The following is a 21,744-nucleotide window of genomic DNA, read 5'->3' on the forward strand; positions in this document are numbered from 1 at the left end:
ATTAAACATATTGTCATTGCCGACTTCTGATTTCCGGCTGCTGCCCCTTAAGTCTGTCGAGCAACTCCGCCCGTCTTTTTCTGTCCGCACTCTCCTTGCCAAGCAACTCGGGTAACAGTTCGTTCGCCTGTTGCGGACTCAGGATAAACACCCCGTCATCATCCCCGACTGCGATATCCCCCGGCTTTACATCCACGCCGCCTACATTGATCAGTCCATTGAGCTCGCCGCTTTCCCCGAGACTGCGCGTCGTCATTGCGCTGACTCCCCGGCTGAACACGGGCAGACGATGTTCGCGCAAGGCGGCGACGTCGGTAACCGTACCCGAGATGATGACGCCGGCAAGCCCCTTGATGAGCGCGGCCAGGGTGCGCAGTTCGCCCCAGCAGGCACAATGCTCGTCGCCGACGCATTCAATCACCAGCACATCCCCGGGCAGGCTGTTCAGCAAAGCGTCGCGCAGGATGCTGCCGTCCGGCAGCTGCAGTTTGATCGTGACAACGTTGCCGACCAGTCTGGCACCCTCGAACAGCGGCCTGATCCCACGCAGGTAACCCACGTCGGTCAGATGGCCAATGGTTGACGCGGCAACATCACGGTATTGCTCTATGACCGCGTCGCTGAGCTGTTGCTGGCGGTGGGCGATCTGCTTGTTCATCGACATTTTTTGGGCCTCAGTAACGGGCAGGTCGAGCAATACTCGACAGGGTTGCTGGCGTCATAATAGAAGCAGCAGGTGCGCCGAAAACGGACGCTTTTGCCTTCGCCTTCGAGCACAATCGGTGGACGGCGGAAGTGTTTGAGCGGGTTGTAGGCCAGGCCGAACAGCGCCGGATCGGCCTGATGCAGCAGCCAGTCGAAATCGGCTTCACAGCGCTGCCGGATCACCGGGTCTTCAACCGTGTCCATGCGCTTGTCGTACAGCGAATAGACACGTACTGCGGTGTTTTCCCACAAAATGCGTCGGGAAATGCCAGTGACACGGTTGAAGGTTTCCCACAGCGGCTGAAGCAGGTCGCGGAACAGGGTGGCGACGAGCACATCACGCCACGCCTCGCGAGCCCCCGGTGCGTAACCCACAGGCGTTGTATCGAGCAAGGGCATTGAAGAGGTCCAAAGGCCGTTATCGTGCGCGTATTCAACCACGCTATTGTCCAGCGACAGGGCCAGGCCCTTGTCGTAGACCGACATCGCGTACAGACAGGCACCGGTGCTGAGGAAGGAAAAGCGCTTGGCCAGCAATGACGCGGTGATTGCCGGGGTAGGAGAACCGATCACCGGCCCCAGCACGCCGAGCAATTGCTCGCAGACGGCGTCGTCCAGCAGCGCTCGGGCCGGGAGTGAGCGCGGATCGTGTTCACCTGCCGGCCTGAGCCGCAGCGCCCCGGACAGCAACGACCATTCGGACTCGCTGAACGCCTGCGCCAGACTCATTGCGGCAGTTCCCGGCCAAAGGGAATGCACAGCGGCGTACCAAAGAATGGATCGGCGATGATCCGGCAGTTGAGGCCGAAGACCTGCTTGACCAGCGCCTCGCTGAGGATGTCCGCCGGACGTCCCTGGGCAAAGGCGCTGCGTTCGTGGACAGCGACCATGTGATCGGCGTAACGGCAGGCCAGATTCAGGTCATGCAGGACCATCACGATGGTCTTGCCCTCTTGCCGATTCAGGTCGCGCAAGAGGTCCAGCACTTCGATCTGATGAGCCAGATCGAGAAAGGTCGTCGGTTCGTCCAGCAATACAATGTCGGTATCCTGCGCCAGGGTCATGGCGATCCATGCGCGCTGACGCTGACCACCTGACAGGGCATCGACAGGTCTGTCGGCCAGTTCCTGCATGCCGGTCTGCGTCAGAGCCCGTGCGACCATGGCTTCATCCTCGGCGGACCATTGCTGCATCCAGTTCTGATAGGGATAACGCCCCAACGCCACCAATTGCCGTACGCTGATGCCTTCCGGTGCGCTGGGCATCTGCGGCAGAATCGCCAGTTCACGCGCGACAGTCGCAGTGGACTTCTGGTGAATGTCTGCACCGTTGAGTACGACGGTGCCTTGCTGGGGTTTGAGCAGGCGCGCCAGGGATTTGAGCAAGGTGCTTTTGCCGCAACCGTTACTGCCGATCAGCACGGTTACCTGGCCTGCGGGTAGCTGCAGATCAAGGCTGTCGATGATCACCTGCCGCTGGTAACTCAGGGTCAGGTCGTGGGTTGCGATTGACGCCATCCGTAATTCCTTAATGCCGCTGGTTGATCAATAGGTACAGAAAAAACGGTGTGCCCAGCACCGCGACAAAAATCCCTGCGGGCAGATCCAGCGGCAGGAACAGCGTGCGTCCGGCCAGATCGGCAAGCATCACCAGATTGGCACCGATCAGCGCCGCCATCAGCGCCTGACCGACGAACCCCGGCGGCATCAGGCGTTTGGCGATATGAGGCGCTATCAGCCCGACAAAGGCAATCGCCCCGCCCCAGGCGACCGCCAGGCCGGCCAGCGCCACGCTCACCAGCAGCAAACCGGCACGCAGCCATTGCACGCGCACGCCGATGCCCTGGGCTAGCGCGTCATCCAGTTGCTGCATGCGCACCTGACGGGCGAGCAGCGCCAGCAGCGGCAACGTCAACAATAGCCAGCCGGCCAGCGCGCGGGGCTCCGGCCAACTGGCACCATACACGCTACCGGTCAGCCAGACATAAGCCGACAAGGTGGTGGTCAACGGGCTGAACACCAGAATGAACGTGGTGACCGCAGCCAGCAAAGCCGACACCCCTACCCCGATCAACACCATACGCAAGGGTGAAGCGCCCTGATTCCAGGCCAGCAGATAAATGACCAGCGCCGCGAGGCCTGCGCCGGAGATCGCCGCCAGGGGCAGAAACTGCGCACCCAGTGCAGCCGAGAAGAATGACAGGTACAACACGGCTGCGGCGCTGGCACCGCTGGTGATGCCTAACAGATCCGGTGAGGCCAGCGGGTTGCGAATGATGCTTTGCAGGATCAGCCCGGACACCGCCAGGGCCGCACCGACCAGTGCGGCCAGGGCGAGCCGGGGCATGCGCAGTTGTTCAACGATGAACACCAGGCTGGCGTCCGCCTGGCCGGTAAAAACACTCAGCAGGGTCGTGGGCGACAGGTTGATCTTGCCCACGGCCAGCGAGATCAAGGCAACCAGCAGCGTCAGCGCCAGACCCGTAAGCAAACGCGTCAACACTGTCAGGCTGAACTGCCGGGAAAAGCTCCGGTAGCGCACGGTGACATGCTTATCCATAGCGCGCCCCCCGCCGAACCAGCGCAATGAAAAACGGCGCACCAAACAGCGCAGTCATTACACCCACCGGCACTTCCTGAGGGACAATCACCACTCGTGCCAGGGTGTCGGCCAGCAACAACAGCGTCGCGCCCAGCAACGCACAGCCGGGCAGCAGCCAGCGATGGTCGATGGACAGCGTCTTGCGCACCATGTGCGGCACCAGCAGACCGATGAAGCCGATACTGCCCGCCAGCGCCACGGCGCTGCCTGCCAGGGCAATGATCACCACGCTCATCATCAGACGAATCAGCCCCGTACGCTGTCCCAAAGCCGTCGCGATGGATTCCCCGGTGTTGAGCACGTTGACCTGCCCCGCCAGCACCAGTGCGCCGACAAGCCCCATGACCACGCAGAAGAGCAGCGGCGCAGCAGTGCTCAGTTCGCGCTCCGACAAGGAGCCAGCCAACCAGAACAGCACGGTATCCAGACCGTCCTGATTGACCACCAGCAAGGCCTGACTGAACGCGGTAAACAAGGCAGTGATCGCTGCGCCAGCCAATACGATGCGCAATGGATTGAGGCTGCCCTGCCCCCGGTTGCCGATGACCCAGACGATCGTGCCCGCCACCGCAGCGCCGATGAACGCGCACCACAGCCATTGGCTCATGGACGACAGTGAAAGCAGCGACGAACAGGCGATGATGGCAAACGTCGCGCCAGCATTGATACCGAACAGGCCAGGCGACGCCAGCGGATTGCGCGTCAGCGCCTGCATCAGCGCCCCGGCAACCGCCAGACTAGAGCCTACTGCGACGGCCATCAGGGTGCGTGTCAGCCGTGTGTCGAGCAGCACGTGCTCGATAGCGCTCAGCGCATCGGGCTGCCAGGCACTTCGCACAATGGCAGCGGGCGATATCCAGGTGGCCCCGGTGGCCAGACTCAACCCCATGCACGCTACCAGTACCAACAGCCCCAGGCCCAGTTTTACCGCAGCCGTCATGAGGCGCTATCCGCCATCGCCACGCGAGCGATTTCATCAAGCATGCGGTTGGCGCCCAGAATGCCGCCGGACAGACTCCAGGCGACGGCATCCACGCGCCATACCTGACCGTCGCGTACTGCCCGCAACTGTTGCCAGAACGGGTTCTGTACCAGCTTGTCGTAAGTGTGTTGCGCGGCGGTGCTGTCCGCGCGCTGAAAGACGAAGAACAGGTCGGCATCGACCACAGGCAAACTCTCTTTACTGCTGAGTTTAAGGGACACGCCCGTGGCTTGGCGGGCCGCGGGCGTCCAGGCAAAGCCCAGTTCACTGAGCACCGAGCCAGCAAAGCTGGCCGGCAGATAGCTACGGATATGGTCTTCGCGAATGTCGAGCACCGACACGGTGATTGGCCAGCGTCCGGTGAACTTCGCCTGCAACTGGCCACGCAGCGCTGCCACACGCTGTTGCCATTGCCCGAGCAGCTCGATGGCCAGTTTTTGACGCTGCAGGGCCGCACCCATCATCGCCAGGGTGCGCTTGAATTCGAACACCTCTTCAAGCATCAGTACCGTACTGATCTGTTCCAGCAACGGCGCAATGCGCTGATGACGAAAGCGTGAGGCGACGATCAGGTCCGGCTTTAGCAGCACGATATCTTCAAGGCTCGGCTGGGTTTCCAGACCCACATGCGGTACCGCCGCCAGCGCCGGGCGCAGGTAGCGATACATCGGTTTTTCGCTCCACGAATCCACCACGCCGCAAGGCGTCACGCCCAGAGCCACGGCAGTATCGGACGCCCCCTGAAACAGGGTGACAACGCGTAGCGGCGCTGCCCGGGCAATGCCAGGCAGTGCCAGTAACCCCAGCGAAAGGCGCAACACTGTGCGCCGCGAAGGATGCAGGGTTCGGTCAGGTTGCACGGCGCAACCTGTGGAACGGGTTGACCACTTCGCCCTTGCCGAACGGCATGCTGCCCGGACCGCCCGCGCGCTCGATCATGGGTGTCAGCAGAAGTTTCTGCGGCCAGTTGGGGGCTTCGAACAGTTGTTGCCTGATCATGCCACGCGCCTCGTCGTCAAATTCGATGGTTGTGATCAGATTATCCAGAACATCACGCAATACGGTCCACAGCGCTGTGACAGGCACGTCATACACCTGCGCCAGCGTATCCATGATTGCCCGCACGTTTACCTGAATACCCAGTGTCTGCAGCCAGAACAGCAAGTCCTCGGGACGGTCATGATAAAGCGTATTGGCATGACCTTTCTTGATGCGATACTCCGGATCGTGCATGCCGTTGCGCTCCAGCCAGGGCACGAAAATACGCAACGAGTCGTGGTCACGCAACAACAGCCCTTGCGCCTGTCCGTCTTTCCAGACCATGACCGCGTTCTGGCCATGCACTTCGCCGAGCATCCCCAGGCGGAACATGCGCAGGTTGATGTCGAAGAAACTGTGGCTCAACTCGCGAAACAGTGTCAGTACCGAAGCCTGATTGCGCGGCAGGTCGCGATAGTCCATCCACTCGTCGAAGAAATGCCGATTGCTCCCCGGTAGCGGTGTGCCCAGTGCCGCCATGGGCAACAGGCGGCACTCCGGATCATCGAGCAAGGCGGCCGGATAGCCGCGCACCATCGCCGAAAGATGCCGAGGCCCTTCGTCGAACAACGTGGCTTGCGGCGGCATGAATGCCCACCATTTGCGCTCGTCGCACAAGTGCAGCGAACGGCCCAGGTTTTGATCCTTGTCGACCACCTGGCGCAGCAGTTTTTCGCTCAGCCCGCCGTTGATCATTTTGACCGCTGGCAGGTAACGCGAAGCGCCGAGCGAATAAATCGCCATGGGCAGCTTCAGGTAGTCAGCGCTGTTGAAGCACGGTGTCATCGAACGCAGCGACGAAGTGGCGTGGACCTGCGCCTGATTGAAGTCAAGCCGCTGGCAATCGCCCTTGGCGAACGCATCGCCCAGCTGGGCCTGCAGAACATGCTCGAACTGCCACGGGTGAACCGGCAGCGCAACATGGCTGCCGGCAATGCCACGCGCCTGCATCTCCTGGTCAAGCTCCGCTTGCAGGTGCTCGGGCAGCAGATAGCGGGCCGGAAACGATGCGTTCAAGTCCTTTACGCCGTCGCCGCATTGCAGCAAGGTCTTGTCGACCGCCACCCAGTTCAGCGCTACCGGCCGGGCGAACTCGGCCTGGTAGTGTAAGTATTCCTGTTCATTCAAGCCTTGTTTGGCCTTGGCCAGCGGGTGATACGGGCGATCACGCAGCGACGCCCACTGCTCCATGGTCCTGAAGAAGGTTGCGCCGTCCTGAGCCATCAGGTTTTGCTCGTCGACCTTGTGGTCCAGCGACAGCGCGGTCTGCCAGACACTGATACGCAATACCTCGAGAAACAGCGCGATACCCTTTTCGTTGTCCTGGCGCTCGCTGTCCTGAAGCAGCGTTGCCTTGCCGGCGAACACCCACTTCATGAAGTCTTCCGGCGACAACTGCGTCCAGCGCTCGTCCTGTCGCCCCAGTACCGGCGTACCGGGTACTTTTTCCCATTGCTGGGTAATACCGGCGCGCAACGCGATGCTGATAAAGCGCTGCTCCGAATCATTGCAGCACCATTCCCAGATTTGCTGCGCACTGCCCTGCTCCACCAGTTGCGGAGCCTGTGGATGGCGCAGTTGCCATTGGCTGCTGTCCTGCAAACGCAATGGCTCGCGACCAAAGAAATCTTCAGCCAGCAGGCAATCGACCAAATCCTGCATGACCAGGTCAGCGGCGAGTGAAGTGAAGTTCATGGTTTATTTTCCTTCTGCTGAATGTTGAGCCAGGCGGGCCTGAAGCGCGCGAAAGGCAATGCCGCGCTCATCCCCGAGGACAAAGGTGTTGACCCCGCGAGCCTGCCAGCGGGCAGCGTCACCGGGTTGACGAGGGATCGCGCAATAGGCGACGCCTGCCGCGCGGGTGGCTTGCCAGGTCGCAAGCAACGCGTTTTGTACGTCCGGTTGATCGATCTGCCAGGGCATGCCCAGTGACTGCGACAGGTCTGCCGCGCCTTCAAGAATCATGTCCAGCCCCGGCACGCTGGCGATCTCGGCGGCACGTCGCACGCCTTCGGCGCTTTCGATCATCGCCACCACCATGATCTGTTGATTGGCGGCCTCCACGTACTGCGCCAGGCTGTGCTTGCCGAAAGAGCCGGGACGTCCGGCATTGAGGCTGCGACGACCCAGCGGGTAGTACTTGCAGGCGGCAATCGCATCTGCCAACTGCTCAGGGCTCTCGATCATCGGCAGGACGATGCCCTGCGCGCCGCCATCGAGCAGGCGCAGCAGGGTTTTCGGGTTGAGATCGGCGACCCGCACCAATGGTGTAAGGCCGTAGCTCTCTGCCACACGGATCATGTTTTCCACGGTTTCCGGGTTGATCAGGACGTGCTCCATGTCGATGATCACGAAGTCGAACCCGGCTTCAGCGATCAACTCGATGGCGGCCGGGGCCGGGATCGAACTGATCACCCCGTGTGCCGGCTGTCCGTCCGCAACTCTGCTTTTGAGCGCATTGGTCCTCAGCATCATTGCGGCCTGTAGGTATGCAGTGGGTTAGGTACCGAGCGGAAGCGGCGCTCACCATCTCCCAACAGGCGGCGCTTGGTCAGCTCTTCGACTTCGTACGAGGGCGCAAACACGTCAAACAGCCCGAAACGGTCGCGGTGCTGCGGGTGAGCCTGCTGATAGTCAAGAATGACGTCGGCGGTCATCTGCCAGAACAGTGCTTCGTCCAGCTGGTATTGCTGGCGCAGGAAAATCGCCATTTCGGCCAGGCAGATGAAGAAGAAACAATCGCAGGAAAAGTCGCGCACCGCGTTGACGTCGTCGGTAATGATGAACGAGTTGCGGTTGAGCTTTGCGTGGCTGGCGGGCAGCGGCACCAGCTCCGGGCACAGCTCGGGACGTCCGAGGTGCGCGGGTGAATAACGCACGCCGTCATGGAAGTCCTTGAGGGCGATGCGCTGCGGCCAGCCCTGCTTGAGGATCAGCACGATGTTCTGGCCGTGGGACTCCATACCGATGCCTTCGGCATAGAGCATGTGAATGATCGGCGGCACCGTGACCTGCAGCAGTTGCCGGGTCCACTCCTTGAGCCCGTACTGGCTGACCCATGCGTCTATGAAAGGCGTCTGCTGGCCATCACCGTAACGATTTTCCACATGGCTGAGGCCGTTGAATGGCACCGCCTGCTCGTCGTCCCGGAGGTATTGATGCAGGCTTTCCCGCCAAATCGCACCTAGCGTGCCGTAGGTCTGCGCCGAACGTGATTCCGGCAGATGGCGGTAATCGAAACTCACCCCCGCCACCTCACCGAGAATCACGAAATCCAGCGCGCGAGCGGTGCTGTCGGTTGCGATCAACTGGTGCAGCCAATCGGTGATGATCGGGCCGTTCAACACCGTGTGACGCGCCAGAATCCGCATGCTGGAGGTATTGGTCATGCTCATCGCCAGCTTGACGTATGGGCGCTGTGGCTGACTGGCGTTGGCCAGCGTGCGAATCGACTGCTGAGCCTTGTAGCGATCGGTCGAGGTGCCCAGATAAATCAGCTCGCCGCTGGCCAGTTCCGGGTAGAAAGTCGACACCGTGACGTTGTCCCACTGCCACGGATGCACCGGCATCAGTTGATAGTCGTCGATGGACTTGCCCTGCGCGGCCAGTTCTCGAGTTATTTCCTGCCAGCGCTGTGTACCCAGCTCCTGACGGATGAACGCCTGAAAATCCATGCTCCGCGAGTGGCCGACCGAGGCGCTGGACTTCGCCACGGCCAGCCAGACCACCGCGAAAGGTGTGGCAAATTCTGGCCCGTAGTGGCGGTTGTCCGTCAGGGAAAAGCCGATCCGCGACTTGTAGCACGGGTGATAGCTGTGGGCGTCCATGAAGTGCTGCTCCAGCGCATCGACATCCAGCTGATGCGCTGGCCTGGCGGGCTGATACCCCTGATTACGGGCCTGCAGGTCCTTGAGCTGGGTCTGTTCGATTTCCTGGATGAAGCGCGTCAGGTGCGGGCTGTCCTTGAACGGGCTGAGCAGCTCGGTCAACGCCAGATGCAGATCCGGCACGCTGCGTTCGCCGGTACTGTCCACCCGCTCAAGCGTGGCGTGATCGAGGCGGATCAGCTCAAAGCTGGTGCTTAGCAGGCCCTCGCAGTGGTATTCCACACCGCCACTGACGGCCACGGCAAAACGATGCCGATGATCATCCAGCGGCTCACAGCGGTAAGGCAGCGCCGCCTCGTACAGCAGGGTTTGCAGCAACTGGCCGATCACGCGGCGTTGCACTTGCTGATAGCGCTCGGCGCTGACGTGGGCCAGCCAGGCACCCGTACCCGTTGTTGTATTTGTCGTTGTCGAAGCGGCGTTACGTTGCAGCGGTAAAGGGGTAGCCATGTTCATACCTCGAACGAAAAATTATCGGGGTTCGACCGCGTCGGGCTGGGCCTCGGCGCGCTCGTCGTTAAGGGGGAAACGCCAGGCACAGGGCAGTGCCAGCAGGATCAGCAGGCCGGTGGCGATGAACACTTCGCTGATGGCCGAAGGCGTGGCGGCCGGTCCCGCAGTGTTCAGGCGAAATTCCAGCCACAGCGAGGCGATGACAATTGCCAGCGACGCCACAAGACGGCGGGAAATGTTGTTCATCGCGGCGCCCTGAGTGACCATCGGCTCGGGCAAGGCATTGAGCCCAGCCGTGGTCACCGGCATGTAGGAGAGCCCGAGACCAGCGCCACGAATCATCATCAGCACGAACACCACGCCGATTGCGGCATCGGCCTTGAGCATGCCCAGCGCCAGGGTCGAAACGCCGGTCAACAGCAGGCCGACGGCGACGACGGTGCGCGGGCCATGGCGGTCCAGTGCCTTGCCGCCCCACTGCCCGAACAGGCTCGCGAAGCTGGCGGTACACAGCAGCGCCAGGCCGGTCCAAATCGGGTTGTAGCCCAGCACGCTCTGCACCAGCAGCGGCAACAGCACCAGACACTCGAACATGCCGACCGATTGCACCACGGCGATGATCACGCTCAGACGATAACCGCGCAGGTTGAACAGGCGCAGATTCAGCAGCGGTGCCTGGCGACTCAACTCGACGCGGACGAACGCCAGCAGACAAGCCACCGCGACCAGCACCATGGCCTGATTGACTGGGTCGAGCAGAGCCTGAGCATGGTGCATGCGGCTGATGGCGATCATCAGCAAGCCAATGCCCGACGCCACCAGCAGGTAGCCGATCAGGTCGAACGGCTTGCGCTCGGCAGGCTCGGAGTCCGGCAGCACGCCGACGCCCAGCAACAGTGCCAGCAGACCAATGGGCACATTCATCAGGAACAGTGAGCGCCAGCTGAACCACTCCAGCATCAGGCTGCCACACAGCGGACCAAGCGCCGGTGCGAGCATTACTGCTGCGCTCCAGAGCCCGGTTACCCTGCCCCGTTCGTGCTTTTCATACACCGAGAAGATGATCGCCAGCGACAACGGGATCATCAGCCCGCTGGCAATGCCCTGTACCACCCGTGCGGTGATCACCAGTGCGATGGAGTCGGCCAGCGCGCCCAACAGCGAACCGCCGATGAACAGCGCCACACCCCACAGATACAGGCGTTTGCGTCCGATGCGCTGACTGAGGAAGCTGGTCAGCGGCATGGTCATGCCCATGCTGGTCATGAACCCGGCGACAATCCAGGTGGCCAGCAGCGGGCCGATCCTGAACGCATCCATAAAGGTCGGCAGCGCCGGGTTAAGCGAACTGTTGCTCAGGCTGACCGTCAGCGTACCGAGCAGCACGTTGAACACCACCCAGCGGCGTGGGACGTTGAAACTCATTGGCGAACCCGTTCACCGTTGCGCACGAAGTGCTGTGACGGTCGTGGATGGCAGAGAAAGTCGGCATGGGAGATGTTGTAGCCATAGGCTCCCGCCAGCGGCAGGACCAACAGGTCACCAATGTTCACACCTTTGAGTGGCTGGCGACGGCTCAGCACATCCTTGGGCGTGCACAGCTGCCCGACAATGGTGTAAGCCTGCTCTGACGACTCAGTGCTCTGCGGTGCATTCGGCAGGTGGATCACCGGATGGTCATGGCTTTGCGCGACCGGCAGGCGAAACTGGTGAGTACCGCCTCGACAGACCAGAAAATGCTCGCCGTGGCTGGTTTTGCTGTCCAGCACCTCGATGGCGTAATAGCCGCAATAGGCACTGATGAAGCGTCCCGGCTCGAAGCGCAGGATCGGCGCGTCGTGCTGCTCGCCCAGGCGTTTTTCCAGATAACGGCACAGCCGCTGCCAGTCGAACTGCTGACTGTTGAGGTAATCGACGCCAATACCGCCGCCGACGTTGAAATGGGTGAGTTGGCTCGGATCGCGGGCCAGAGCCTTCCATTCCTGCCAGCGCTGCAGGTAGAAATCGAGCAGTTGCTCATGACGTTCAACCGACATCTGATGCGACATGGCGTGTACGTGGAAGCCCTTGAGCGTCAGGTGACTGGCGTTGTCCACGCGTCTGACCGCCTCGGCCAGATCGGCTTCGTCAATCCCGAACGGTGTCGCGGTACCGGCCATCGCCAGCCTGCTCGATTGCGCAGCGGGCAGTTGCGGGTTGATGCGCAGGAACACCGGCTGCACGCGCCCCGCTTGTTCTGCCAACTGTTGCAGACGCGCGATTTCGTTGAGGCTCTCCAGGTGGATGGCTTCAACCTTGTTCAGCAACGCCGAACGCAGATCGGAATCAAGTTTGCCCGGGCCCGAGAACACGTAGGGCTTGCGTGTCGGACAGGCAATCACCCGCTCGATCTCGCCCCCAGAGGAAATTTCAAAGCCACTGACCAGCGGGGCCAGGGTTTCCAGCATCAGCGCTTCGCTGTTGGCCTTGATCGCGTAATACAGCTCGACACCGGCGGGCAGCGCCGCCATGACTTCACTGACATGCTGCTGCAACGCGTCCAGATCGTAGACAAAGGCCGCCAGTGGGTCGGTTTCCAGCGCCCGAACCTCCTTGATGGCCGCCAGTACGGTTTCCGGCACCTTATGCATAACGTGCCTCCGTGGCCCACGGCGACGCAAGACGCACATAGTTGGCTTCGCGGTCGGCCTTGGCGGCGAGCCGGACCTTGAGGTTGGTTTTGCAGGCAATCGACTGGCCTGCGATCAGCGCGTCCAGCTCGGGCGCAGGCAGCACCAGTTCATCACGGATACGCTGCAATTGCCGCTCGACGCGCTGCCACATCAGTGGTGCCAGGTGCGGGCGCTCCCAGCTCAAGGCCAGCACGGCTTCGGACAGGTTGTTGATCAGCAGGCAATAGGTAATGCGGTTCCAGCCCTGTTCGCGGCTGTAGAGCAGCGACTGGCGAATTCTCGGGTGCAACCCCACCTGAATCGCCTTGATACCCAGCTCTTCGGTCAGCTTGACGCCTTCAAAGTCGCGCAACAGCAGCTGTTGCGGGCGTCCGTTGTCGTGAATCAGCACCGCATTCTGCAAGTGCGGCTCCATCACGATGCCGTGATTGAAGAACAACGCCATGACTGGGTTCAGCAGCAAGGCCTGGTACTCATCGAACCAGTCCAGCAGATGCTGGTCCTCAAGCTCCCCGCCATTGAAACGCTGGAGGAAGTCGTGCACCAGTGGGCGTGAACGCAGATCACGAGCGAACAGTGTGCCCGCCATCACGCTGCTGTCGGCGCCGGAGCGGCGGCAGAAGTTTTCCCGCAGAATGGCGCCGGTCTGCTCGCGGAACCAGTGACCGTCAGCCTCGCTCGCACCTTTGGGCGCCCAGCTCATCGAACCGGGTTCGGCGACTGTGGACAGCCCACCGAGGGTTTCCGGACGAGTCTGCTGCAGGCGCTGAAACAGTTCGTCGATGATCAGCGTGCTCTCCAGTTCATACCATGCGTTTTTCCTCACGCAGTTGGTGATGCGCACATTCAGCGAACCCTTGATGAAGTAGTCGTGCCCCTCGATGTACCAGGTGCGCATCGACGCCGTCGGGCTGGCCAGCAGCCCACTGGCACCCAGGTCCGAGATATCCCCCAGCTCAAGTAGCCTTTGCACGCGGCGGTCCTGCATGAACAGTTGCGCCTGTACCGGATGCATGCAGATCAGCGCATGCCCGGGCCGGGCCCGCGATTGGTCCGCGAAGCCTGACATCACCTCGGCTTCGCTCAAGCCATTGGAGGTGATTCGCAGCCCTTCCAGCGGCACTTCGAACAGATGCAGCGCGGTCTGCGCCTGAAACTCCGGGGCGTAGGTCTCCTGCGCCAGATGCTCAGGCCACAGGCGCGCCTTGGGCGCCGGATGGTTGGGGTGGCCGAACCACAAACCCTGCTCACTGGCCAGATAGCCGCTGAGCGGTGCCGGATGCTGACCGGTCATGTTGTGCGCAACGATGGCAGCAGTCAGGTGCTGGCTTTGCAGGACCTGATCCAGCAGTTCGTCATTGCTGGCACGGGTCATGTGCTCACAGGCGGTCAGCAGTTGCCGGGCGAATTCGGCGAACGCCAGACAGCGCCAGGTGCCCTGCCCCTGACGAGCGTAGACATCGGAAAGGTAGCGATGGCTGCCCAGGTGGTCGCGGCGGTCCACCAGAACAAAGAACTGCTGCTGATTGGGCAGGCTGATGGTGAGCGGAATGCCCTTCCATTGCCCGCCATCGACGAAACTGCCAGGCGCTATGCCTTGCATGCCTTCAGGCCAGGTGTAATGCAGGCACTCTTCCGGCAGTGCGAATTCCTTGATCAGGCAATTGAGTAACGCGCGAGTGGTTGCCAACTCGCTCACCATGTTTGATAAGACGGTGCGATCGGTATTAGTCATGTCTGCTCCACAGTCGCCTTTACGCTGACCGTTCAAATGACGTCGCAACAAACGTTGATTTATCGCTTGCGGCACAACAATCGAGCTGTCGAGGGGCGATAAGTTCGCCCAGCCAAACGTTGTGTGCGGTGTTGTTTCAATCGTGATATCAGTGTCACGATGATGGGCTGTTTATGCCTTGCTTATTACGAACTTTTATTTACGTAGCTGGGACAGTGCCGCCTTGAGCGCTTGTTCAAAACGCTGGATCACCAAGTGGCATTGCTCTTCGGTAATAATCAACGGCGGCAATAAGCGAATGACGTTGCCATTGCGACCACCGCGTTCAAGTAACAACCCCTGTTTGAAACAATGCTGCTGAATGGCGACAGCCAGGTCCGGGTCCATCGGCAGGCTGCCGAGGCGGTCAGCCGCTTTGCGCTCATCGACAATCTCGATGCCCAGCATCAGGCCGCGGCCGCGCACATTGCCGATCGCCCGATAGCGTTGTTGCAACAGACCGAGCTGTTCCTTGAGCCAGTCGCCACGTTTTGCGGCCTGGCCAGCGAGGTTCTGTCGCTGCAGCACTTCAAGGGTCGCCAGGCCGGTGGCCATGGCCATCTGGTTGCCACGAAAGGTGCCGGCATGATTGCCCGGAGACCAGGCGTCGAACTCGCGTTTGAAACCCAGCACTGCCAACGGCAGACCGCCGCCGACCGCCTTGGACATGACGATGACGTCGGGTTCGATCCCGGCGTGTTCGAAGGCAAACATCTTGCCGGTACGGCCAAAACCGGCCTGCACTTCATCCAGAATCAGCAGAATGCCGTGCTTGCGGGTGACTTCGCGAATCTGGCGCAGCCATGCCGCAGGTGCCGGATTGACACCGCCCTCGCCCTGCACCGCTTCCAGAATTACCGCGGCCGGGAGCGACACACCACTTTCCACGTCTTCGATGAACTGGGTGAAGTAATAACTCAGTGCTTCAGTGCCGGCCTCGCCGCCAATGCCCAGCGGGCAACGGTATTCGTGGGGATACGGCAGGAACTGCACACCGGGCATCAGGTTAGCGACAGCGTTTTTTGGCGCCGTGTTGCCGGTCAGCGCCAGGGCGCCGTGGGTCATGCCGTGGTAGGCGCCGGAAAAGCTGATGATGTTATGACGGCCGGTGGCGGTCTTGGCCAGTTTGATCGCGGCTTCGACGGCGTCGGCCCCGGACGGACCACAGAATTGCAGGCAGTAATCACGCCCCTGTCCTGGCAGCAGACTCAGCAGCGTTTCGCTGAAGGCGTCCTTGACCGCAGTGGTCAGGTCAAGGGTGTGCATCGGCATGCCCGAGGTCAGGAAGCTGTCGAGACTGGCCATGATAGCTTCGTGATTGTGTCCCAGTGCCAGTGTTCCGGCGCCGGCCAGGCAGTCCAGATACGTGGTGCCTTCGACATCCGTGACCCATACGCCATGTGCCTTGGCTATCGCCAATGGCAACTTGCGCGGGTAACTCCTTACATTCGATTCAAACTTGCTCTGCCTGTCCAGATAGTTGGCATTGGTTTTCTGCGACGTCGTAGAGTGCAATAAGCCATTATTCAACATCTGTAAGTCCTCGCTGGATTTCCGGATGCAAATTATTATCATTTACTCAAAAGTGCAACCCATTATTTCGAAAACAAAGATGAAATTTAAATGAACGCTTCTGCGCGCCTGACAATGAATAAGGCACACAGTTATACCGACAGAATTAATCGGTATCACTCAATGTGCCACTATTGAAAGTGGCCATTTGTTATTCTGGCATATGACAAAGCAGTCTATTTAAATAACAGACTGTGGTGTCGCCGTGTTGAGGTTGATTATTTAATGCTGCACACAGGTTATCCCTCGATGAGGACTGCCGGTCGTTCGCTATACACGTGAGCCCTTCCCTGGGCGTCGCGTATCCACTCAGAAACCGATGGTGGCCGACAACAGATAGGTGCGCGGTGTCGACAGGGTCAGCCCCGGCTCGCTGTCATCCGACGCGCCGGCCGAGCTCCAGTAGTACTTGTTCATCACGTTCTCGACGTTGGCCCGCAGTGTGATGTCCTTCTGATCGACCTTGAAAGCATACCGCGCACCGACGTCGAAACGCTCCGATGAGTCGATGCTTTTGCTGTTGGCCTGATCCAGATACTGCGAACCGGTGTAGATGCCCCGTCCGGTCAGGGTCAGACCGTTTACGCCCGGAACGTCCCACTCGGCCCCCAGATTGACGTTGTATTTGGGGGTAGCCGGTGCGCGATTGCCGTCGAATGTGCCATTGACGGTGTTGGTCAGTTCGCTGTCGATGTACATCACCCCGCCCAGCAGACGGAAGCCCTTCATCGGCTCACCGAACATGGTCAGCTCGACACCGTCGTTACGGCGCTTGCCGTTCGGGCCGAACACACGGGAGGTGGTATTGGTCTCGTAGGCCGGTTGTTTGATACGGAATACACTGGCGGTGAAGGCGAATGACCCCAGGTCATATTTGGCGCCGACCTCGACCTGACGACTGACGAACGGCGGGAAGATCTGGTCTTCGTTCACCGAGGTCGACGGAGCGATCTTGCCCTGGCTCAGGCCTTCCATGTAATTGGCGTACACCGAAAAGTCGTCGGTCACCTTGTACAGGATGCCGCCTGATGGTGAGACCTTTTCCTCATCGTAGGCGGTGTCGCCTTTCACGCCATCGGTCCAGTCATCAACCTTGACACGCTGCCAGCGGGCGCCGAGTGTCAGCAGCAGACGGTCCTCGAAAAAACCTAGCGTGTCAGTCAGCGCCACACCGCTGAAGCGGTTCTCGGTGTAAACCTTAGAGTCGGCCCGCGTGGGATTCGAGGGGGTCGGCGTGTCGACCGGGTTGTAAAGATTGCTCGGCGCTGCCGCGTAGCGTGCACCACCGTTTTCAAAGTCCATATAGAAATAGCTGGCAGCCAGATTGACCTCGTGGCTGACCGGCCCGGTAGTGAACCAGCTGCGCGCGCCGGCAGTGGCTGTGCGCACATTTTCGTCACGGGTGAAATCGCGTGGTTGAACGCTGAAGTCGCCTGCATCGTTGGTGACCGATACCGCATGGCGCAGGAAGTCATGGTTACTTTTGCGCGCGCCGACACCGCCGTAGAGCATCACCGAGTCGCTGAGGTCATATTCGGCATTCACTGCGCCGAACGTGTCCTTGGTGCGCGCCTTGCTCCAGGACTGCGCATAGTTGTCACGCACATCGTTGGCGTTGGGCACCTTCGCGTTGGCACCGACCTGCACGCGTTCCTGCGGAGCATCGGTGTCGCGTTCAGTGTGCCCGATGTCCGTCGACAGACGCAGGCGATCACCACGGAAATCCAGGCCCAAAACGGCCATGTCGCGATCAACGCTCTGGTGATCCCATTCAGTGTCGCCGGACTGCTTCACGCCGTTGAAACGAATCCCGAACTTGTCGTCTTCGCCAAACCGACGGGCTACATCGACTGCAGCACCCACCTGCCCCTTGGAGGCATAGCTGGTGGTGAGCTCGGTGATCGGTTTATCCGTCGCGCGCTTGGGGACCACGTTGATCCCGCCGCCGACACTGCCTCGCGGCGAAATGCCGTTGATCAACTGGCTCGGCCCCTTGAGGATATCCACCCGTTCGGCCATTTCCATGTCGATCGTGTAAGTGGGCAGAATGCCGTACAGGCCGTTGTAGGAAACGTCGCTGTTGAACAGGCTGAAGCCGCGAATCGTGAACTGCTCGTAACGCCCGCCTGCGGGGTTGGTGGCACGCACTGACGGGTCACTGGCGATCAGGTCGCCCAAGGTTCGGGCCTGCTGGTTTTTCACCGCGTCCTTGGTGTAGGTGGTCATGCTGAACGGCGTTTCCATGAAGTCGCGCGAACCCAGCATGCCTTGCGAGCCTTTGCGTGCCACTTGGCCGCCTGCGTATTCCTGGCCATCGGTAGAGCCGCTGTCACCGACAATCGAGGTGGGTGCAAGTTGCAGGCCTGCGCTGGCGCTGTCAGGTGCCGGGATCAGCGTGTAGGCCTGCTCCCCGACGGGCATCAGCTGCAGGCCGGAGCCTTGCAGCAGGCGCGCAAAGCCTTCCTCGACCGCGAACTCGCCGGACAACCCCGAACTGTTCCGCCCATTCACCAGCGCAGGGTCTACCGACAGGTTGACCCCGGCCTGCCCGGCGAAACGGGTGAGCGCAGCGCTCAGGCTGCCGGCCGGCACCTCATAGGCGCGTCTGCCCGATGTGTCGGCCCAACTGGTCGAGACGAATAACGGACTGGAACTCAACGTCAGCAACAGGCTGAAATGCAAAAGTGGACGCAAACGGTAGGAAGACACTGCGGACATAGAGGGAAGCTCTCGTATTTTTTGTGCACTTACCTGGAATGACCAGCGAGACAAAAAAAAGGGACAGCATTACGCACTATTTTTTGTCGAAATGTTTTTTCGAGGCACCAGGGTCACCCAATAACGCGTGCGCATCTGCACGTCCACCGGCAGACTGGCCGCCAGCAAGGACAGCACGCGGTCGGTATTGTCGAGCCTGAAACTGCCGGTCACTCGCAGGCTTTCCAGCTCAGGTTCCCAGCGCAGCAGGCCCGGACGGTAACGACTCAGCTCGCGAAGGAAATCGCCCAGTGACTGGTTCTGCGCGCTCAGCACATCGTCGCGCCAGCCAGGCAGCAAGGCGTCGAAGGCACTGACAGGACCTATGCCGCTCTGCTTCAGCGTGACCTGCTGCTGCGCATTCAAGGCCAGCACCGGCCCGCGCAGGGGATAAAGCTGCACCGTGCCGCTGACGACCGAGACCCTGCAATCGCTGGCGTTGAGACGCACACAGACTTCACTCCGGCCAACCGCGATGCGCCCGTAAGGACCGTTGATGGTCAGCGGCGCGCTGCCAGGCACCTTGAGGGCTATTTCGCCCCGTACAAGGGTGATTGCCCGGGCGCCCATATCCACGTTCACCGCACTGTCGGTATTCAGTTGCAACATGCTGCCATCGGCCAGCGACAGGCGCTTGTGCTCGCCGACTGCGGTTTGCAGGTCGGCACGCCAGACATCCAGCGGCAATTGACGCCCCAGCAGCCAGACTGCAGGGACCAGTGTCACGGCGCCCAACGCTCTTTTTAGCGTCGCACGCCTGGCCTTGTCAGGACGATCCAGCGTCGCCATGGCGAGGTTGGCAGGCAGACCGAAAAAACGCTGACGCAGCTGTTGGGCCTTTTGCCAGGCGCGTTCGTGACTGGCGGAGCTGTCACACCAGTGTTGCAGCATGGCGTGATCTTCATCGCTGGCACCACCGGATTCCAGAAGCGCCAGCCACTGCGCCGCTTTGCGTACTACCTCGCGTTCTTCGGTAGAAGGTGCCGGGCGAATCACCAGTCCACCAGCAAACAGTGCTCGTAGGCTTGTGCCATATAGCGTTTGACGGTGCGTTCGGAAACACTCAGGCGTTCAGCGATTTCCCGATAGCCCAGCCCCTCGAGCTGACTCCAGAGAAACGCCCGCCGCACCACTGCCGACAGGCCATCGAGCAGCTCGTCCAGCGCCTGCAGGGTTTCCAGAAGCAACCAGCGCTGCTCCGGCGACGGCACGCTTTCTTCTGGCAACTGCGCCAGCGCTTCCAGATACGCCTGTTCAAGGCTGCGACGCGTGTAGAAATTACTCAGCAGCCGCTTGCCCACGGTCAGCAGGTAGGCACGCGGCTCCTGCATATCGGCGATCTGCTGGGAGCTGGAGAGCACGCGCAGGAACGTATCCTGACTCAGGTCAGCCGCATCCCAGGCATTGCCCATGCGTCTGCGCAGCCAGCTTTCCAGCCAGCCATGATGATCGCGGTACAGGGAATGCAAGGTCTGCTGTGATAGCGTCGCTGCTTGAGTCATGTCAAACGCCTTGAGCGATGGGATGCGCCAAATGAGACTGATTCTAATTAGTGTTATATCCCGAGTCCACGCTCTTTTTTTCAAAAAGCCCATCGCCACTGCGTGAAATCGGGGCTGTCAGCCCGCAACACGTTGATCCGCGCTGCATCCGGGCGATTCACCTGCACGACAAATGAGCGCTGAAAAAGCGCCCTTCGTGTCCTGTTTGTATCCTTTTCGACGTAAAGTCGGACTGTGGCCGATGACCAGGCAGCTTGCCGCGGCTCATTCAACAGAGCGTGACCAGGATGTGGTTCCGCATGTTGGTAGCAGAGGACCTCTTAGGACCTTGGCCAAACAATGCGATCGAGCGCAACTCGCTCATGAATGAGCGCCGCAATCACAGCAACGAGCCCCCTGGCTCTTTTCATGCTGCTTCGAATTTGATGTAAGGTGTGATGGGTAATGAATATTGAGAAGGCCAGTCATTTGGAAGTTTGAGGTTAGGCGTAATCATTGCGCATAAACAGGACGACTATTAAAAACGGACGAACGCTGTGCACACCCTTCCCTGCTCAAACAAAAAGATACTGTACATATTTGCTTCGGTGGGCGTGCTGATTGCGCTCTCCGAAGCGGTATACGACTTGGCATTTGCCAACTTGACGTACACGTTGACGGGCTCAACCCTGTCCGTCATGACGACGTATGCAATAGGTTACAGCGCTGAAATACTGGTCACCCTGCTAGGGGCGGGGTTTATTGATCGATTTGATAAATGGAAGCTGTTCATCGCCACGCAGATCATAAATATCATTGTTTTTACGGTGGCTGTTACGACCCTTTCGACGCCAGGCAGTTCTGTCGAACAGGTATGGTTATTTGCTTTCCTGGTTGACCTCGTGCATCAGTACGTCCGGCTTATCATGTTTTCCTTTATTCCTTTCCTCTTTTCAAGAGAGGAGATAATACGGGGCAATGGCTTTCTTGCAATTATCAACGGCGTCGCCAGAGCGGTAGGGCCTGCCATTGGTGCGCTGGTGATTTTCCAGGTCGGCTTGTCCATGGCTCTTACTGCCTCAATCGTCTTCATGATGGGCGCTTTGTTTCTTGCGCTCAGTCTGTGGTCAGTGGCCGCAGGCACGAGTGTTACCCGCCCCGATGTCGAGTCTTCATCATTCAAAGCGCGTTTCCAGGAAAGCGTGACCGGCGCTTCGATGGCAACCGTGAACCTTCTAAGGTCCTCGCAGTGGCGTAATTTCCTTGTCTCTTACTCTACCTGCGTTCTGGTGATAAGCGTGCTGGCGCTCTTATGGATTCCTTTTCTCCGAGATTTCCATGCGTTTTCTCCCGAGCAAACAGGTTATCTTTATGCGCTCGGAACCACTGGCGCAGTGCTGGGAGGATTTACGATGTCGTCTTTCCAGGACAAAAGCCTAATCACCACTATACTGTCCGCCCACGCGTTAATGTTCGCCGGTATCGCAATGACCCTGTGGTTCCGAGGAAGTTTCTTATGGGTGGCTGTCGGTATGTTTCTATTCCAGTTTGGCACTACTGTGTATTTTCGCAGTACAGCTAGCGCCATTCAGCTTACGTTACCCAAGGAAATCATTGGAAGCTGGTACGGCGCCATTGATTTCATGAGTCGTTTTGCAGGGCTGGTGGGCGTTATTCTGGCCGGTTGGTCATACGATTGGATCGGCGCGTACTGGGTGTATTCCGTGTTGTTGGGGCTCCTTGTCCTAAGCGGACTGGCATGGAAGGCAGGAAATCAGGTCGCCTGGTTGAGCCCTTCCTGAATGAGGCTCCCGGGTTGTTC

17 protein-coding genes are annotated in these 21,744 nt (G+C 60.1%); 1 reads left to right on the plus strand and 16 read right to left on the minus strand.

Going from position 1 to position 21,744, the window contains the following annotated elements; all coding sequences use genetic code 11:
- Window positions 1–13: 13 nt before the first annotated feature.
- The 16 genes from PCPL58_RS15525 to PCPL58_RS15600 form a co-directional block, all read right to left on the minus strand.
- Entirely contained in the window at window positions 14–664 is a 651-nt protein-coding gene (locus tag PCPL58_RS15525) for an RraA family protein (protein ID WP_060707766.1), read from the minus strand.
- The gene (locus tag PCPL58_RS15530) at window positions 655–1,434 is read right to left on the minus strand and encodes an IucA/IucC family C-terminal-domain containing protein (RefSeq protein WP_065349833.1); all 780 of its coding nucleotides are present in this window, start codon (window positions 1,432–1,434) and stop codon (window positions 655–657) included. The genes PCPL58_RS15525 and PCPL58_RS15530 overlap by 10 nt, the downstream gene beginning before the upstream one ends.
- Window positions 1,431–2,222 carry an ABC transporter ATP-binding protein gene (locus tag PCPL58_RS15535; RefSeq protein ID WP_065349834.1) on the minus strand — a complete coding sequence of 264 codons (792 nt, stop codon included), beginning with the start codon at window positions 2,220–2,222 and terminating at the stop codon, window positions 1,431–1,433. The genes PCPL58_RS15530 and PCPL58_RS15535 overlap by 4 nt, the downstream gene beginning before the upstream one ends.
- Before the next feature lie 10 nt (window positions 2,223–2,232).
- Window positions 2,233–3,264, minus strand: coding sequence for a FecCD family ABC transporter permease (locus PCPL58_RS15540; RefSeq protein WP_003433965.1), 1,032 nt, complete (start codon window positions 3,262–3,264; stop codon window positions 2,233–2,235).
- Complete coding sequence (locus PCPL58_RS15545; RefSeq protein WP_054081417.1) at window positions 3,257–4,246, minus strand: FecCD family ABC transporter permease; 990 nt, start codon at window positions 4,244–4,246, stop codon at window positions 3,257–3,259. Before PCPL58_RS15545 ends, PCPL58_RS15540 begins: the two co-directional genes overlap by 8 nt.
- On the minus strand, window positions 4,243–5,148 hold the full coding sequence (locus PCPL58_RS15550; protein WP_065349835.1) for an ABC transporter substrate-binding protein: 906 nt from the start codon (window positions 5,146–5,148) through the stop codon (window positions 4,243–4,245). The genes PCPL58_RS15545 and PCPL58_RS15550 overlap by 4 nt, the downstream gene beginning before the upstream one ends.
- Window positions 5,138–7,021, minus strand: coding sequence for an IucA/IucC family protein (locus PCPL58_RS15555; protein WP_065349836.1), 1,884 nt, complete (start codon window positions 7,019–7,021; stop codon window positions 5,138–5,140). Before PCPL58_RS15555 ends, PCPL58_RS15550 begins: the two co-directional genes overlap by 11 nt.
- Before the next feature lie 3 nt (window positions 7,022–7,024).
- Window positions 7,025–7,798: an HpcH/HpaI aldolase family protein gene (locus PCPL58_RS15560; protein ID WP_065349837.1), complete on the minus strand. Its 774-nt coding sequence runs from the start codon at window positions 7,796–7,798 to the stop codon at window positions 7,025–7,027.
- Window positions 7,798–9,663 carry an IucA/IucC family protein gene (locus tag PCPL58_RS15565; protein ID WP_065349838.1) on the minus strand — a complete coding sequence of 622 codons (1,866 nt, stop codon included), beginning with the start codon at window positions 9,661–9,663 and terminating at the stop codon, window positions 7,798–7,800. The genes PCPL58_RS15560 and PCPL58_RS15565 overlap by 1 nt, the downstream gene beginning before the upstream one ends.
- 21 nt (window positions 9,664–9,684) lie before the next feature.
- Complete coding sequence (locus PCPL58_RS15570; RefSeq protein WP_065349839.1) at window positions 9,685–11,091, minus strand: DHA2 family efflux MFS transporter permease subunit; 1,407 nt, start codon at window positions 11,089–11,091, stop codon at window positions 9,685–9,687.
- Window positions 11,088–12,296 (minus strand): type III PLP-dependent enzyme, encoded by a 1,209-nt coding sequence (locus PCPL58_RS15575; RefSeq protein WP_065349840.1) that lies wholly within the window; start codon window positions 12,294–12,296, stop codon window positions 11,088–11,090. The genes PCPL58_RS15570 and PCPL58_RS15575 overlap by 4 nt, the downstream gene beginning before the upstream one ends.
- Complete coding sequence (locus tag PCPL58_RS15580) at window positions 12,289–14,073, minus strand: IucA/IucC family protein (protein ID WP_044308133.1); 1,785 nt, start codon at window positions 14,071–14,073, stop codon at window positions 12,289–12,291. The genes PCPL58_RS15575 and PCPL58_RS15580 overlap by 8 nt, the downstream gene beginning before the upstream one ends.
- A 195-nt stretch (window positions 14,074–14,268) precedes the next feature.
- Window positions 14,269–15,645 carry a diaminobutyrate--2-oxoglutarate transaminase gene (locus tag PCPL58_RS15585; protein ID WP_065349841.1) on the minus strand — a complete coding sequence of 459 codons (1,377 nt, stop codon included), beginning with the start codon at window positions 15,643–15,645 and terminating at the stop codon, window positions 14,269–14,271.
- A gap of 348 nt (window positions 15,646–15,993) precedes the next feature.
- Window positions 15,994–18,402 carry a TonB-dependent receptor gene (locus PCPL58_RS15590; protein WP_065349842.1) on the minus strand — a complete coding sequence of 803 codons (2,409 nt, stop codon included), beginning with the start codon at window positions 18,400–18,402 and terminating at the stop codon, window positions 15,994–15,996.
- Window positions 18,403–18,471: 69 nt separating this feature from the next.
- The gene (locus PCPL58_RS15595) at window positions 18,472–19,437 is read right to left on the minus strand and encodes a FecR domain-containing protein (RefSeq protein ID WP_065349843.1); all 966 of its coding nucleotides are present in this window, start codon (window positions 19,435–19,437) and stop codon (window positions 18,472–18,474) included.
- On the minus strand, window positions 19,434–19,943 hold the full coding sequence (locus tag PCPL58_RS15600; RefSeq protein WP_003318943.1) for a sigma-70 family RNA polymerase sigma factor: 510 nt from the start codon (window positions 19,941–19,943) through the stop codon (window positions 19,434–19,436). Before PCPL58_RS15600 ends, PCPL58_RS15595 begins: the two co-directional genes overlap by 4 nt.
- Window positions 19,944–20,479: 536 nt before the next feature.
- Between PCPL58_RS15600 and PCPL58_RS15605 the strand changes: the two genes are divergently transcribed.
- On the plus strand, window positions 20,480–21,724 hold the full coding sequence (locus tag PCPL58_RS15605; protein WP_065349844.1) for an MFS transporter: 1,245 nt from the start codon (window positions 20,480–20,482) through the stop codon (window positions 21,722–21,724).
- The last annotated feature ends 20 nt before the right edge of the window (window positions 21,725–21,744 follow it).

It is taken from the genome of Pseudomonas cerasi, assembly GCF_900074915.1.
In the GTDB taxonomy this organism is placed as follows: domain Bacteria; phylum Pseudomonadota; class Gammaproteobacteria; order Pseudomonadales; family Pseudomonadaceae; genus Aquipseudomonas; species Aquipseudomonas cerasi.